The organism is Gaoshiqia sp. US2, assembly GCF_059705485.1.
On sequence record NZ_AP048550.1, the window covers coordinates 5586126 to 5602060 of the forward strand.

15 protein-coding genes are annotated in these 15935 nt (G+C 45.8%); 7 read left to right on the forward strand and 8 right to left on the reverse strand.

Annotated features, from left to right (window positions below; all coding sequences use genetic code 11):
• Positions 1-20 precede the first annotated feature (20 nt).
• Genes AC6H3C_RS22445 through AC6H3C_RS22455 form a run of 3 tightly spaced genes read left to right on the forward strand, consistent with a single transcriptional unit; the run spans position 21 to position 3054 of the window.
• Complete coding sequence (locus AC6H3C_RS22445) at positions 21-932, forward strand: 1,4-dihydroxy-2-naphthoate polyprenyltransferase (RefSeq protein WP_497517788.1); 912 nt, start codon at positions 21-23, stop codon at positions 930-932.
• Positions 929-1975, forward strand: coding sequence for an o-succinylbenzoate synthase (gene menC, locus AC6H3C_RS22450; protein WP_497517790.1), 1047 nt, complete (start codon positions 929-931; stop codon positions 1973-1975). Before AC6H3C_RS22445 ends, menC begins: the two co-directional genes overlap by 4 nt.
• Before the next feature lie 20 nt (positions 1976-1995).
• Positions 1996-3054: an AMP-binding protein gene (locus AC6H3C_RS22455; protein WP_497517792.1), complete on the forward strand. Its 1059-nt coding sequence runs from the start codon at positions 1996-1998 to the stop codon at positions 3052-3054.
• A gap of 15 nt (positions 3055-3069) precedes the next feature.
• Here AC6H3C_RS22455 and AC6H3C_RS22460 read toward each other — a convergent pair whose 3' ends face one another.
• From AC6H3C_RS22460 to AC6H3C_RS22485, 6 genes are all read right to left on the reverse strand, one after another.
• Positions 3070-5823, reverse strand: a complete 2754-nt coding sequence (locus AC6H3C_RS22460) for a hypothetical protein (protein WP_497517794.1) — start codon at positions 5821-5823, stop codon at positions 3070-3072.
• 108 nt (positions 5824-5931) lie between these two features.
• Positions 5932-7191, reverse strand: coding sequence for a peptidase U32 family protein (locus tag AC6H3C_RS22465; RefSeq protein ID WP_497517796.1), 1260 nt, complete (start codon positions 7189-7191; stop codon positions 5932-5934).
• Positions 7192-7496: 305 nt separating this feature from the next.
• Positions 7497-8024, reverse strand: coding sequence for a hypothetical protein (locus tag AC6H3C_RS22470; RefSeq protein WP_497517797.1), 528 nt, complete (start codon positions 8022-8024; stop codon positions 7497-7499).
• A 12-nt stretch (positions 8025-8036) separates the two neighbouring features.
• Positions 8037-8576: a YcxB family protein gene (locus AC6H3C_RS22475; RefSeq protein WP_497517799.1), complete on the reverse strand. Its 540-nt coding sequence runs from the start codon at positions 8574-8576 to the stop codon at positions 8037-8039.
• Between the two features lie 345 nt (positions 8577-8921).
• Positions 8922-9689, reverse strand: coding sequence for a LytR/AlgR family response regulator transcription factor (locus AC6H3C_RS22480; RefSeq protein ID WP_497517800.1), 768 nt, complete (start codon positions 9687-9689; stop codon positions 8922-8924).
• Positions 9686-10222 carry a sensor histidine kinase gene (locus tag AC6H3C_RS22485; protein WP_497517802.1) on the reverse strand — a complete coding sequence of 179 codons (537 nt, stop codon included), beginning with the start codon at positions 10220-10222 and terminating at the stop codon, positions 9686-9688. Before AC6H3C_RS22485 ends, AC6H3C_RS22480 begins: the two co-directional genes overlap by 4 nt.
• Before the next feature lie 132 nt (positions 10223-10354).
• Here AC6H3C_RS22485 and AC6H3C_RS22490 point away from each other — a divergent pair, with 132 nt between their 5' ends.
• Positions 10355-11821, forward strand: coding sequence for an ISNCY family transposase (locus AC6H3C_RS22490; RefSeq protein ID WP_497516513.1), 1467 nt, complete (start codon positions 10355-10357; stop codon positions 11819-11821).
• Positions 11822-11851: 30 nt separating this feature from the next.
• On the opposite strand, the gene AC6H3C_RS22495 is transcribed toward AC6H3C_RS22490, so the two are convergent.
• Positions 11852-12073 carry a hypothetical protein gene (locus AC6H3C_RS22495; RefSeq protein ID WP_497521289.1) on the reverse strand — a complete coding sequence of 74 codons (222 nt, stop codon included), beginning with the start codon at positions 12071-12073 and terminating at the stop codon, positions 11852-11854.
• Between AC6H3C_RS22495 and AC6H3C_RS22500 the strand changes: the two genes are divergently transcribed.
• Entirely contained in the window at positions 12062-12601 is a 540-nt protein-coding gene (locus AC6H3C_RS22500) for a hypothetical protein (protein WP_497521296.1), read from the forward strand. The genes AC6H3C_RS22495 and AC6H3C_RS22500 overlap by 12 nt on opposite strands.
• Positions 12602-12604: 3 nt before the next feature.
• On the opposite strand, the gene AC6H3C_RS22505 is transcribed toward AC6H3C_RS22500, so the two are convergent.
• Positions 12605-13453: a hypothetical protein gene (locus AC6H3C_RS22505; protein ID WP_497517804.1), complete on the reverse strand. Its 849-nt coding sequence runs from the start codon at positions 13451-13453 to the stop codon at positions 12605-12607.
• A gap of 193 nt (positions 13454-13646) precedes the next feature.
• Here AC6H3C_RS22505 and AC6H3C_RS22510 point away from each other — a divergent pair, with 193 nt between their 5' ends.
• Together AC6H3C_RS22510 and AC6H3C_RS22515 are read left to right on the forward strand one after the other, a co-directional pair.
• The gene (locus tag AC6H3C_RS22510; protein ID WP_497517806.1) at positions 13647-14006 is read left to right on the forward strand and encodes a hypothetical protein; all 360 of its coding nucleotides are present in this window, start codon (positions 13647-13649) and stop codon (positions 14004-14006) included.
• Positions 14007-14294: 288 nt separating this feature from the next.
• Positions 14295-15869, forward strand: a complete 1575-nt coding sequence (locus tag AC6H3C_RS22515; protein ID WP_497516599.1) for an IS1634 family transposase — start codon at positions 14295-14297, stop codon at positions 15867-15869.
• The last annotated feature ends 66 nt before the right edge of the window (positions 15870-15935 follow it).

Consider the following 15935-nt stretch of genomic DNA (forward strand, 5'->3'; position numbering starts at 1 on the left):
TTTTACTTTAAACGATGACGATGGCCACAACCAAAAGTTGGATAAAAGCTGCCCGGCTGCGCACCTTGCCCCTGGCCTTGTCGGGCATTCTGACGGGCTCGGCGCTGGCCGTTTTTTACGGTGCGTTCAACCTAACCGTCTTTATTTTGGCATTGACAACAGCCACGCTCATCCAGGTCTTTTCGAATTTTGCCAACGACTATGGCGATTTTCTGAAAGGCACCGACAACCAACAACGTTTAGGACCAACACGAACGCTGCAAGCTGGCGAAATTAGCTCCGCCGAAATGAAAAAAGGCATGGGCGTGGTTGGCGGACTTAGCTTTGTTTTGGGCGTTGCACTGGTTTTTGCCGGCACCTGGCAGTTTAGCCAAATTGCATTTTTCAGCTTTATCGCTTTGGGCATCCTGGCCTTGCTGGCCGCCTATTTCTACACTGCCGGCAAAAAGTCGTACGGCTACATCGGCCTGGGCGATCTGTCGGTATTCCTGTTTTTCGGACTGCTTCCGGTCATCGGCGTCTTCTTTTTGCATGCCAATTTTTTCGAAACAGCCGTTATTCTGCCGGCTATCAGCATGGGCTTGTTCAGCGCGGGTGTTCTCAACCTGAACAACATGCGCGACATCGAAAATGATAAAACCTCCGGTAAAATCACCATGGCCGTACAAATGGGAAGCCGCAACAGCCGCATCTATCACCTGGCTATCATTGGCGGGGGATGGCTGGCCGCCCTGGTTTTCACCCTGCACCAACAGAGATCGCCGGGACAATGGTTGTTCATCCTTAGCCTACCGCTGTTTCTGCGCGACCTGGTCCGTATTTGCAAAACAACCGATGCCCGGCAACTCGACCCTTTCCTGAAACGCCTGGCCCTGTCGACACTGGCCTTTACCTTGCTGTTCTGTTTGGGACTTATTCTTTCAGGAAGATGATTGCCCGCTACACAAAATACGAGCTTCAGTTTAAACAGCCTGCCGGTACCTCCAGGGGGGTATACAACAGCCGCCCGGTGTGGTACCTGTTTCTGGAGGCGAACGGACGAACCGGCATGGGCGAATGCGCCCCGCTTCCCGGGCTGAGCAATGAAACGCCGGAACAAGTGGAGCAGATTTTAGCTGAAATTTGCAGTGATCCGCTTCAGTTTATTGAACAACCAACACGGTTAAACGAAGTTTCTTCCGTTCGCTTTGGCCTGGAAATGGCCTGGCTCGATTTACAAAACGGTGGAAAACAACTGCTTTTCCCTTCGGAGTTTACGATCGGCAAACAAGGTATTCCCATTAACGGGCTGATCTGGATGGGTGAAGCGGCGCATATGCAACTGCAAATTGAAGGCAAACTGAAGGCCGGTTACCGGTGTATTAAACTGAAGATCGGCGCGATTAATTTTGAGAAAGAACTGAAGCTGTTGCAGCTTATTCGCGAAAAATACAGCGCCAATCGGATTACATTACGGGTGGATGCCAACGGGGCATTCGAACCGGGGGAGGCCCTGGCAAAACTGGATCGCCTGGCCAGGCTGGAGATCCACTCCATTGAGCAGCCTGTTGCTGCCGGACAGTGGGAGCAAATGGCCGGCTTGTGCCGCAGAACGCCTGTCCCCATCGCGCTGGATGAGGAACTGATCGGGATGAACAAACGCGAAGAAAAAGAGCGGCTGCTGGATACCATCCGTCCGCAGTATATCGTACTGAAACCGAGTTTGCACGGCGGTTTTTCCGGCTGCGACGAGTGGATTGAACTGGCTAAAAACCGCAACATCGGCTGGTGGATCACGTCTTACCTCGAATCGAATATTGGACTGAATGCCATTGCCCAATGGACCTTCACAAAGCAGGTAGAAATGCACCAGGGATTGGGAACCGGGCAGTTATTTACAAATAATATCGAATCGCCGCTTGAAATCAGGGGAGAGGCTCTTTGGTACTGTCCTGAAAAGCGATTTGACTTTCCGGAAGAGTTCAGGCGCGGGTAAAAATTAGCTTAGAATACAACATGAATCTGTTTCCACGAGATATTAAACTAAACGGGCAGGCGTTCCCGGTAGCGGATCTTCTTCGGCAAACGAGGGCAGAAAGCGGCTGGGAAAGGGAATGGATTGATTTTTTGGACGAATGGTACAACGGGAAAGATTTTGTTGAGGTGAATACTTCGGGAAGCACCGGAGCGCCCAAAAACATTCGCCTGGAAAAAGAATTTGTGGCCGCCAGTGCCCGGCACACGATCAGCTATTTCAACCTGAAAGAAAACGACCGGGTTTTACACTGCCTGCCCGCGCGTTACATTGCCGGGAAACTGATGGTGGTGCGCGCGTTGATTGGCAAACTGGATTTGCATGTGGTCGATCCCTCAACCGATTTCTCATTTTTGAAAAACGAACAATTCAAGTTTGCCGCGATGGCGCCGGTTCAGGTTCAAAAAATGTTGAAATCAGTTCCGGCAATTGGCGGAAGGAATTTGGAACTGCTTTTGATCGGTGGGTCTGCGATCCCGCGCCAGCTTGAAGAGCAACTGCAACAAGTTTCCACGGTCTGTTATTCCAGCTATGCCATGACCGAAACGGCGACTCATATAGCCTTGCGAAGACTTAACGGAGAGGAAGCCGACGGTTTTTACCATTGTCTGGATGAGATCCGGGTGAGTTTGTCGGCCGAAGCTTGCCTGCAAATCGCTATGCCTGGTCTGGATCAGGCATGCCTTCAAACAACTGATCTGGCCGAACTGAAAGACGAAAAAACCTTCAAAATATGGGGACGGGCCGACCATGTGATTATTTCAGGAGGCATCAAGTTCTCGCCCGAACAATTGGAGGCGAAGCTGGAGCCATTCATTTCGCAACCCTTTGTTATTTCATCGCTTCCGCACGAAACGCTGGGACAACAACTTATTTTGGTCGTTGAGGGAGCCGAAAGCAGGGAATCAATAGCGCGACTGCAAACTGTTTGCAGTCAACAGCTTGATAAATACGAGCGTCCACGCGGCATCAGGATGATGAAAGAGTTGCCGAGAACTCCTAATGGCAAAATCAACCGGAAAGCTGTTTTTACTGACTGAGCCTCCTGATTTACCTTATTCTACTTTGTAGTTAAAGAAACTGTTGTCGTCGTTACCCACCAACAGGTTAAAATAGGTGTTGTCTTTGCTTAAAAAGCCGATACTGAAGTCGGTATTTCCCTGCAAAGGAAAGCCATCGTACAAATCGCCGTTGGTATTCACCAGGTAAACCCGGTTTTCGTCGCGGCAAACCACCCCGATCTTTTTATTGTTGGAAGCAAAGGTATAGATGTTGGGTTTTCCCGAGATCGGAGCGTTAAATTTTCGTTCGAAGAGCTTTTTCCCCTGGTCGGTATAGGCCGAAAGTTTATTGTCGTCGGCGATCACAAAGTCGGTTTTTCCGTTCCCGGTCAGGTCTTCCGCTTCAAGATAATGGTTTTTGCCGAAGCTTCCCAAATTTCGGGTAGCCGATTTCCCGTCGAGGTACTGCAAGCGGACAATCCCTTTGATGTCGGTTGTTACCAGAGCAGGGGCATTTCCGTTTGCCAGGTAAATGTTGTTTCCCGAATGTTCGAAATGGTCGCTGGTTTTTACCCGGATATTTCCCTGGCGGTCATAAATGTAGGTTTTATGCTTATCGGCGCAAACCAGGTAATCTTTCCCGTCGACGCGGAAATGTTGCATGGGGTTTTCCACCAAACCATCGGTTTTTTCGGGATTCCAACCGGTAACGGTTTTTCCTTCCCGGTCGTAGCAAAATAGCTGTTTGCTTTCGGCAGAAACAAAGAAGCGGTAATTCCGGTTATTGTCGTAGTCGAACACGGCCACGCCGTTGGTTGCGGGCGACCGGAATACGACCGGGAATTTGGTCACGTTATTCCCGTTTCGGTCAATCAGGTACAGCTTTTCTTTTGTATTGAAGAGGTACTGCAGTTTGCCGTTCCTGAAGTAATCTACCTGGTGAACATTCCCCAGGATTTTGCCCGAAAGCTTAATCTTCCATACAATAACCCCCTCTTTGTTGATGAGGTAAAGGTTGTTTTTATTGTCCTGAACAATAACCTCTTTATTTCGCAGATCATTGTGATTGTCGACCAGCTGGGGTTTGATGGCGATGGTGGTGTCGAGCTTGCTTTTCCAAACGGTTTGGGGTTCTTCTTTCAACACCGGATCGTATTTCAGGTATAAATTATTCAGAAATTCTCCCGAATTGGGGGCAAACTGCCAGCTCAAGGCATAAAATTTCCGCGCTGCCTGCTCGTTGTTCTGAACGGCGGTCCCGGTTTCTTTTTTCAGATAATAGTTTTTCAGGTGAAAAGCCCTGGAGAAGTTCAGGTAAAAGCAGAAGCTGGAACGCGATGCCATTTGTTGGCTGAATTTCTGGAAATACTGGTCTTTTTTCAGGCTTGACGAAAGGACCAGGTCGTGAAGGTAATTTCGGAGAGCGGCGGCATTATCGGCAAAAATCAGGTAATTATCGTAAAAACAGAGGTACCTTGTTTCGCTTGCAGCAAAGGCTTGTCCGAAAATCAGCTCGGGCAGGTTGACGAAAGGGAATTCATAAATGACAAAGTTCCGGTCGTTCTGGATTTGGTAATTACTTTGCATTTGCTGCAAGGTTTTGTTTTGCGCCCGGGCATAATTTTCAAGCATCGGGATCAGTTTCTCGCGGGCAATACTTTGTCCTTTTACACTGGCAATGAAAAAGCGGTTCGAGGCAGGTTCATTTTGGGTCACCTGGCCAAAGGCGATGGCGTATTCGCCTCCTGCAAACTCTTTAAACAACGGCAAAAACGGCGTTTTGCTGTACCGTTCCAACTCTTTCAGCCTGGTTTCGCGGGTATAATAGCTGCCTTGTTTTTTCAGAAATTCTTCAAAATCATCCTGAAACCGGTTAAAATCAGTCAGGCAGAAGTTAAGGAACAGGCTGATGTTCGACGAAAGAACCTCGTCGATGGTAAAACGTCCGGCTTCCTGCTTCCTGAAAATATTCAGGTAATTGTTGTTGATGGGATCCGAAACGCTAAACCCGCTCAACAACAAGTCCGATTTATTCAGTTTCACGTCCAGTTCGGTCCAGTCGGCAAAGTTCGAAAACTGGGTAAGTATTTTTCTGAAGTCAGGAGCCACAAGCTGATCCAGCAGTTGGGTAATCCGTTTGTGATTGATGAAAAGATTGAAATCGGAACTGCTGCTGACGGTATTGTACAGGTTTCTGAACTGTTCCTGGTCGAGCAGGGTTTCGACCGAAAGTTGCCGGATAGCCTCTTCAACCAGCAGGGCATAACGGCTAAACAGGAAAATTCCTTTTTCTTCAGCAAAATGAAACTCATTTTTTCCCGACCGGAACTGGTAAACGGTGGTATGGTCGTAAACGCGTTTGGCTAAGGTCCCGGAATGATTTTTGGCCAGATCTTCAAAAAAATCAATCAGATTCGATTTTTCCGATTTACTTCTCAGGCTGACGACAAAGAGGCTTCCCACCTGGTTTTTGCCCTCGGGGCTGAGCGCAACCAGCATCGACTTGTTGCCGATCGCTTTTTGCAGTTGTTCATTTTCGTTGAACAAGGATTCCAACTGGTTCACCTCGCTCCAGAACGTTTGAAATTCGGCGACCGACCTTAATTCAACCAAAACCGGATTGTCGCTCTTCAATGTTTTGATCAATGCCTTTAACCCGGGAACTTCAACAATCAGGGGCGTTTTCACCGGAATTGCCTGAAAAGCATCATTTTCGGAATAGCTTTCGTTTCGGTTGGCCACAAAAAACCAAACAACGCCAACTAAAGTAAGGGCAATTAGGACAATTGGAAAAATGAGTTTGCGCATAAGACCTGTTTTGCATCAAAAATAGTAAGATTATCAGGTTTGGTGAACGTATCCAGACACAGATTTTTCAGGAAGTTATCAGCGGTAAGCGGTTGATAATCCTCAAATTTACCCTCGCTGTTTCACTTCGCTTGCCGCGACAACTTTGTACAGTTTGTCTGATCGTCGGATTTTTTGCGTGAGGCGTACCGAAAACAAATCGCCTTTCCGGGTTTCCGTTACCGGCTCAAGCTTTACACGGATTTCTTCCACTTCGGCTTCCACCACGCCGGTTGTAGGGCCGGTAACCAGTATTTTGTCGCCCACTTTCAGGCTGCCTGCCTCCATCCTGAACTCAGCTACCTGGATGTTGGGAAAATAATTCATCCCTTTCCCGAGATACACTTTTCGTTCGGTGGCCAACGATCCGTAATTTTTGCTCCATTCGCCCAAACGCTGCCCCAGGTAATAACCATCCCAGAATCCACGGTTAAATACGGTACTGAGACGGCGATCCCAATCTTCAACTTTTTTATCGGTAAATTCCCCGTCAAAATATGCATCCACGGCTTCGCGGTAACATTCCACCACCGTTTTTACATATTCGGGTGAACGGGCGCGCCCTTCAATTTTGAGTACCGAAACACCGGCATCGAGTAATTTATTCAGAAAATGAATGGTCTTCAGGTCTTTGGGCGACATGATGTACTCGTTATCGATTTCGAGTTCGGCGCCGGTTTCCTGGTCAATCACCGTGTAGGCGCGGCGGCAGGTTTGCATGCAGCTGCCCCGGTTGGCCGACGAGTTCATCTCGTGCAGGCTCAGGTAACATTTACCCGATACGGCCATGCACAGCGCCCCGTGTACAAACATTTCGAGTTGCACCGGCTCGCCTTTTGGTCCGCATATATTTTGTTCGCCGATTTGTTTGCTGATTTCCCATACCCGGCCCAGGTTCATCTCGCGGGCGAGCACAACAACATCGGCAAATTGGGCGTAAAATTTTACGGCTTCGATGTTGGTAATGTTAACCTGGGTCGAAATATGGACCTCAACCCCAACCGAACGGGCGTACATGATGGCCGAGATATCGCTGGCAATAATGGCCGAAATGCCGGCTTCTTTGGCGGCATCAATCACCCGGTGCAGTTTGTCGAGCTCGGTATCAAAAATGATGGTATTAACTGTCAGATAGGTTTTTATCCCGTTTTTATGAGCTTTTTCGGCAATATTCTTCAGGTCGTCGAGGGTGAAATTATTCGAAGAACGGGCCCTCATATTGAGCTGTTCCACACCAAAATAAACCGATCCGGCACCCGCCTGAATGGCAGCAGCCAACGATTCGTACGAACCCACCGGGGCCATGATCTCAACATTTCTTCTTTCCATACCGGCATAACTATCCGGGGCAAAATTACATTAATTTGGCGATCTGCCAATTTTGTTGCAGAGGGAGCCAGGGAATAAAGCAAATCACTTTTTGTGCAAGCACTCCCCGATTTGCAAAACTACGCCAGCAAGGGGCCACAATTACTATTTGTCAATGATTAAGAGACTGTTTTGAATGTTTACCATAGTGATTTTAACGAAGTTCGTGAAAATAAAAACTAACATTTTGTCGCAGCTCAGGACGGAACCATCAGTGGGTGTTGCAGACCTCTCAGCATCCAAATCTTACGGAGCATTTTTTTTGTCTATTCCCCATGCTGATCTGAATTTTTTTGAATATAATCTACCACATATTTGCTATTGGTCATCAACAGGTATCCAATAATGGTTTTAACGAAATAAAAGATCATCCAGCCAAACTGCGGATCTTCGCTAAAAACAGTTTTTTGCTGAAAAAAAGTGAAGATCTGCTTGCATAACATCGGCAAAGCATCCACGAATATAAGTCCGCCAATTACAACGGTGGCAATGGTTAATCCCATTTTCCATGTCACATTCAAATCAATCATTTCTTCCGGAAAGCCTTTGTCTAATTTCAACTTATCGATGATCCGGTGTGAATTGAAAACAAATAATTTCAGGACGACAACATATAATCCGATGGTTAACAGCATCAATACTAAAATATAGATTATCCCGATGAGGTTATCATGCTGATTGTTCCCCCAAAATGTAAAAAAACTCAAAAATTGCGGGATCACGGTCAAACCACTTAGAATAAGCCATATCCCGAGAATTTTCAATAATAATGTCCAAAAAGTTCTGATTGTCATACGATTCGTTGTTTAGTTCCATTTCCAATTTAAGTCAATCCGGTGGTTGATTCTTCGATCAGACGTGATTTTAGCTATTTCGTCGTTTAATTCATTCCGGTTATTCACCCTGTCTTTCGGAACAATTAATGTTTCTCCGGATGAGAATTTTAAAAAGATGTATTCTTTAATTTCACTAATTTCTGTTATTTCACTGATCCTTAATTTACTTTCGCCTAAGTAGTCAAATGCCTGAATAAACTCATCATCAAACGAAATAGAAACCGTTTTGCCAAATCTGTTTTGAAAGTTTTCATCGATATACTTCTCAAAATGCCGTACATATCTTCTCCTCATAAAGTATGGATGAAAGACATACCAAGCCAACCCAATGCCTATAAAGATTAGTGCATAAACCAGGTCAGCCAGAATAAACAAAATCACCCCCAATATGAAATAAAAAATTGGCAATCTTATCCTTGAGTTTCTCCGGCTCTTTATAACCCGCTCTGATTTTGATGCAGCAAACAACTGATGGACCAAAAAGTCGGTCCGTTCTAATGAATAATCCATGTTCATATAAGGCTTTTTGTAATTACTATTTCACAAGCTATGTGAATTTTAACCCTTTATCCAACCGTGCAGGCAGAGTTTAGCAGTCATTCCTCACCACTTCAATTCGCCGGATTAACCGGTTTTTTTTGTTTCGATCCCCAATTTATAAAACTTGACGTAATAAATCTTACTATCGGGTTAATTTGGAATCAATTTAAAGAGCGGCGATTCAATCCCCAACAAGAGCTTTCCTTTCCGGCTTGAAAGCAACCCGGCTGTCAGCTGTAAACCGAAGGTGTCGCTTGGGATTTTTTGCCTGGCCGTTTGCGGGGCAAACAACAATGCGTTTTCCTGTTAGGCAGATCAACGGTCCATCCATCGTTTAAAAGGACTTACTTTGTCTCGGCTTACAAGGATGGTTTCAGTGTAATTACCCGACCGGAGCTTCAACTTCAGGCGGCTGCCTGAATAAATCAGCACCTCGCTGATGCTGTTGATGTTGACCAGGAAATTACGGTTCACCCGGAAAAACAGCTCCGGGTCGAGCAAGCCGGCCAGTTGGTCGAGCGAATAATCGATGCCGAGGGTTTTGCCGTCGGTGGTCCGCAGAAAGCTGCTTTTCTCCTGCACAAAAAAGCTCTCGGTTTCGTGAACGGGAACCGAGCGGTAGCGTTGCCCCGCTTTGATGAAAAAACGCGTTTTATACGACCCCGAAAAATGAGACAACAGCTTTTGCATGTTCTCCTGAAAGCCGGGAACAAATGTGCCGGAACAGGCAAACCAGGTTTTATACTTGTTTACCGCACTTTGCAGCTCGCCCGGGTTAACCGGCTTTAGCAGGTAATCGATACTGTTTACCTTGAAGGCTTTCAGCGCGTATTCGTTATAAGCCGTGGTAAAAATCACAGGCGCATTTACCTGTACCAGCTCGAAAATCTCAAAGCTCAGCCCGTCGGCCAGGCGAATATCCATAAAAACCAGTTCGGGTGCGGGGTTTGCGGCCAACCAGGCGGCCGACTGGCTCACCGACTCCAGACAATCCAACACCTCAACCGGATCGTCCAGCTCGTCCAGCAGTTTTTTCAGTCTGACAACGGCCGGTTCTTCATCTTCGATAATCAGTACCTTCATTTTTTCAGAACAACTGGTAATTTTACCTTAAAGTAATCGAATGTTTCCTGAATAACCAGGTCGCGCCCGCAAATCTGACGAACCCGTTCGCCCAGGTTACTCAAGCCCGTGTGGGTGGATTGGTCAAGCGCCTGCATCGGTTGCTTGTTGTTGCTCACCGTCAGGTAGCCCTGCTCGCCGGCGTCAATGCGAACCAGCAGCGGTTGTTCCCGGGTAGCGGCATTATGCTTCAGCGCATTCTCAACCAGCAACTGCAACGAAACAGGCAACACCTGCGCGCCCGCCGGAATTTGGTCATCGATTTCGAGCCTGAATTTATCCGTTCCCCTTAACTGGTGCAGGTAAAAATAAGCTTTCACAAAATCCAGTTCATCGCCTACCGGAACCAGGTTATTCCGGTTATGGTCGAGGATATAACGGTAAGTCGACGCCAGCTTTTGAATAAACTGATCAGCCAGTTCAGCATCGGTATGTACCAGCGACGAAAGCGTATTTAGTGTCTCTAAGAAAACCTGCAATAATTTATAGATCAACAATATAGTATTGATATCTTTTTTGAATCTTTTGGGTTAATTGTTTTGATAAGTTGATTATAGTGCAGATATTCAGGGTATTATTACATGAGGATAGGATATTTTGACCACTTGACAAAAAAAGATTGAACCATGAGAAAAAGATTCGAACAACAATTGGGGTTAGGGCAATTGCCAATCGAAGCTACTTATATTAATCCCAAAAGCAAGAATGCTTTAGATCAACTTTTAGCAGCGTTGAAGGCGATCTATTGCAACAAGAAATACAACGAAGAGATATTCAGTATTTTGGAAGATCATATCAATTCCGGGAAGAAAAATACGGGAAGGACAGGAATGGACCTATGGAGTATTTTTGTTTTGGCCCAGGTTCGCTTGTGTTTGAATTTAAGTTATGATGTGTTGCACGATCAGGCAAACAACCACCACAATATGCGGTGTTTGATGGGCGTAGAAAAGGGCTTTGGTTTTGAACGTATCGAGTTTGAATACCAGAATATTTATGACAATGTCGCCCTGCTTAGCGATGAAATGGTTTGGGAATTAAACAAGGTAATCCTGGATTTTGGGCATGGAGAGGTGTTTAAAAAAAAAGAACATACAGCATTGCGCTTAAAATCAGATAGTTTTGTTGTTGAAAGCAATGTTCATTTCCCCACAGACTACAACCTGTTGTGGGACTGTGCCCGAAAATGCATCGGCACCGTTTCAAGGATAATGAACAAACATAAGGATATTGGAGGTTGGCGCAAGATCGGCAATTGGCGTACAGAGTTGAAAAAGTTGATGCGCAATTTGGGCCATGCCAACCGTTCAGGAGGCAAAAACAAGAAAGAAAAAGTAGTTGCCGCGGCCGAAGAATACCTCAATAAATCAAGGTTATTGCTCAAAAAACTAAACGAAGAAAAGTCCGGTTTCCCGCTAACGGACATGGGCGATCTGGTATTGATCATTACGTTGGAGCACTACATGGAACTTCTTGAAAAGCATATTGACCTGGTCGACAGGCGTATATTAAAAGGCGAAACCATTCCGCATGAAGAAAAGATGTTTTCGGTATTTGAAACCTACACCGAGTGGATTACAAAAGGGAAGATGAACCCCAGTGTTGAACTGGGCAAAAAACTGAACATCACCACCGACCAGTGGGGGCTGATCGTGGATTACCAAATAATGGAACAACAACAAGACCGGGACATTGTTATCGAAATGGCCGACAGGATTTTAACAGAACATAAAGTCGCATCGTGGAGCTTCGACAAAGGCTACTGGTTAAAAGAAAACAAGGAAACCCTTCAGTTGGAAGTTGACCAGGTTATCATCCCCAAACTTGGGAAGCGCAACAAAAAAGAGAAAAAGGAAGAACGCAGCAGGTCATTTAAAAAACTGAAAAACAAGCACAGCGCGATCGAATCAAACATCAACGAATTGGAACACCGGGGGCTCGACCGTTGTCCCGACCGGAGTTATGCGCATTTTAAAAAGTACATCGGGTTGGGCGTGTGCGCCTACAACCTCAAGAAAATTGGGAAACAAATCCTGAAGTTGGAGCGTGAAGCGCTTGAAGCGCCCACCAAGCAGATTAGGAAAGCTGCTTAGTAAAATCGGTTCAAGGAAAAAACATGAAAATTAAACATGAAAGGGAGAATTATGCCTGGAAACTAAAAAATTACACCGAAAACCCAATTTTCGGTGGCGAAAATTACGGCAACCAATTAACAGGCTAAAAAATTTAGTGGCAGTAACCGAAAAAACAAGCCGATTACATATAATTATGTACACCTTTCGAAAAAAACGGGTAGTTTTCTTAAAGACACTATTTAGGCTGTTAAACAGAAAGTGGGGATCCACCTGATTTTTCAGGGTCTGGTACTGGTAAGCCAGTTTCTCTTCATGCAGCCTTTGTACCCGGTTTATCGCATGGATCAGTTGTGTGGTAAAAAAGAAGATACTCCCGCACAGCAGGCCGATCCCAGAGCCAATCCCGAAACCTTTCAATTCGTTCCGGGGAATGCTCCGGATAAACTCAAACGGATTATAATCGTGCAGCAACGAAGAAACAACCCCAATCGTGACAAACAGCAAAAAACTGATCAGCAAAACCAGCAGGTAAAATTTAAGCAGTTGCAACAGGATCCGGTTTACAAATTCCTTTACCGTAAAATAAGTCAGATGGCCGAACATACGCCGTCCCAGCCATATAAAAAGTTCCATCTGGGCCAACAGCAGAACAAAGATGGAAACAAACAAATGACTAAAGAACGCCCTCTTCGTGAAAAACTCAAACAACAGGGTAAAAGCGAGCGAAGCGATAACGATCCACAGGTGGTATTGGATCGTTCTGGCATTCACAGTGGTGGCTTCGGGTTTCATGGCTGAAAATTAATAAATTTTTGTGACCTTCATCTCTCGCAGTACATCAACCAACTGTTTTTCAGCTTGATCGCTCCAACCCATCTCCAGGACCACATCTTCAAACAACTCAATCCGGTCGATACAGTTTTGCCCAACCGACAACCAGATGGTCCCCCAGTAGTGGCTTCGTCCTTTCGTTTGTAATTGTCTTTCACCCAGGTCAACCCGAACCTCAAGCGGGTTATTCAGCGTGCGGAAATCGACGACCGCCAGTTGTTCTCCGTCATTTTGAGTGATGCCTTTCCAGTAGAGTACAATGTCGCGGTTATCAAAAAATCCATGACCGGCCAAGTCCACGGGGCCGTTGGCATTCCGGGCATGATACGGCACATTGAGTTTCAGCGAATCGGTATGGCCCCAGGCAAAAAACTCCATGCCGGCCAAATCCCACACCAGATTCTTAGCTTCAACTGAATTGGGCGGGAAGTTGGCAAAAAACTCCGGGGCCAGTAAATTCTGCTCATAGTTGTAACTAAAACCGTTGATAAAAGCGAGTGATTCGCGGGCCGGAAGCAAATTGGAGTAATGAGAGGAACGGCAGATGTACACATCGTCCCAGCGAACGTTCCCGCCATCCAAACCGGAGGTGTATTTTCCCCAGATCTTTAGTTTCCCGCTGAAGTTTCCGTAGATGTCGTGGTTCCGGTACACCGTTTCAACCAGGTATTGGTGTTCTGCACGCCTCTGTAAATCCGAGTTGGGCAGTTTTGCCGAAAATAGTTCTGCCTGGGCACAGGCCGCAGTCACTAAAAAACAGAAGGCTCCTGCGGTCAGAAGCAGTTTTTGCCTTACACTTGTTTTCATTGTTTTCATCATTTCGTAGCATTTTGTTGTTAATCCGATTTTATACCAAAAGTACGACGGGCTCATCTTCCCTGAAATTTTAACCGGACGGGTTGTCGTGCAAAGCAGTCCAAAGGTTAATTTTTGTAGTTAAACCGGGAAATTAATACTGGCTGAAAATCGTTTTCAACAGCTCTCTTCTTATCTTTGCAACCAGATTGTTACAATGAAACAGTTACTCCGGATATTCTTATTGATGCTGATCGTTTGCTGCCTACTTCCTGACGGAAGGGCTTTTGCTGCATGCGACCAGGACTGCCAGGACGAAACAGCGCCTTCGCTGACGGCCGAGGACCTGTCTGCTATTCAGGCTCCGGAACAACTGCCTTTGTTTCTATTTAGCAATGAAAATACCGGAGTGGAAACCATTGCCTCCAACCTCAGATTTCAATTTCTGTCGATACACCCCAACAGGCTGGTTCCGCGCAATTTTTGTTTCCGGAATGATATTCGTTTAACCTTCTATCTGATTGATCATGAGGCGCCTGTTCCTGTGTTTATCCGGGGACATGCCTTGCGTCGTTAGCTCCCTTGCAATTGATTGGTAAGTTGAACGTCTGGTTTCCCGGGGAGCCGGACGCTTGTTCTGTGCCTTAAATCCGGCGCAGGTTTACCCGGTTATCAGTTTAAAATTTAATTTATTGCAAAATGGAAGAAATCAATCAAATACCGGAACAACAACCCAAGAAAAAGATCGGCGATATTACCCTCCTGTTTTCGTCACTTTTTTTCCGATAATTTATATCTAATTGAAGCAGAATAAAATAGGCTTGTTTTATTTTGATTTTGGGTGTCTCATGGCTATTTTTGTTGCATGTTTGTTCGTCGCAAAGCAAATAAAACGGGATCGGTCAGTGTCCAGGTTGTTGACAAGAGCCATGGGCGTTACCGGGTAATCAAAAGTTTGGGTGCAGGGAGGACCGAGGCGGAAGTTGTCCGTTTAGAAGAGAAAGCTCGCCAACATGTACGCGAACTTACCGGAACAAACAGGTCTCTTTTTGAGGATGAAGATGAAATCAAGCTGGAGGACTTCCTATCAACCATTTCCAACTCACAGATACAAGTCATAGGCCCTGAAATCATATTTGGGACACTTTATGACCGGATCGGCTATGGCCGTATCCACAATGAGTTGTTCCGGCACCTGGTTATAACCCGGCTGTTTAATCCGGGCAGCAAGCTGAAAACGATCGATTACCTTTTCCGTTATCAAGGCGTTGTCTATAACATCAGTAAGATTTACCGGTTTCTGGACAACCTGTGCTTCCGCAGGGAGGCAGTGGAAAGCCAACCAGATGGGATCCCCGACATAAAAAAGCAGGTGGAAGATATCTCCTATTCCCATACGCTTCGTGTGCTGGGAGGGAAGATCGATGTGGTTTTCTACGACATGACCACGCTCTATTTTGAATCAAGCGACGAAGACGATCTTCGGAAAACCGGTTTCTCAAAGGACGGCAAACATCAATGCCCCCAGATTTTTCTTGGCTTGTTGGTTGGCCAGGGCGGGAACCCCATCGGTTATGAACTGTTTGAAGGGAATATTTTCGAGGGAAATACTTTTATCCCGGTACTGCAACGCATGGAAGAGCGGTATAACCTTGGAAAACCCGTTGTCATTGCCGATTCTGGCCTTTTGTCTAAGAAAAACATCTTGGCATTGGAAGAGAACGGGTATGAATATATCCTTGGGGCACGCCCCAAAAACGAAAACGACTTGATCAAGCAAAAGATTCTTGCCTTTGATTTAAAAGACGGTGATGTGCGGACGATAAAGAAAACAGGGGCCACCCGGTTGGTTTTGTCCCGGACAAACAAGCGGATGTCCAAAGATGCCCATAACCGCAAACGTGGATTGGACAGGCTGACCAAGCGCCTGAACAGCGGAAAACTGACCAAATCAAACATCAACAACAAGGGATACAACAAGTATTTAAAGATGGAAGGGATAGTTACCATCTCTATTGATTTGGAAAAGTTCAATGCCGATGCCGCCTGGGATGGCATAAAAGGATACTTGACCAACACTGCCCTTCAGGCAAAACAGGTGATCGCAAATTACAGGAACTTATGGTTTATTGAACGTGCTTTTCGTATGAACAAAACCGATCTTAGGGTACGTCCAATATACCATCGGCTATATAACAGGATCGAAGCCCACATTTGCATCTGTTTCACTGCATATACGGTAATGCTCGAATTGGAAAGATTGCTCAAGGCCAAAAAATCGGTCATTAGTTTGAAAAGGGCACAAGAAATAACGCACAATATGTACCAAATCCTTTATCAATTACCCTACTCGAAAGATACCAAAGCTCGAATGTTAAGAATGGATAGCGAGCAACAGGAACTATATGATATTATAATCCAATCCAAAACTGTAAATTGAAATTTAGGTGTCCCATTGACGAAAACAGGAAAAAGATCGGCGATATTACCCTGACCTTTTTGGGTT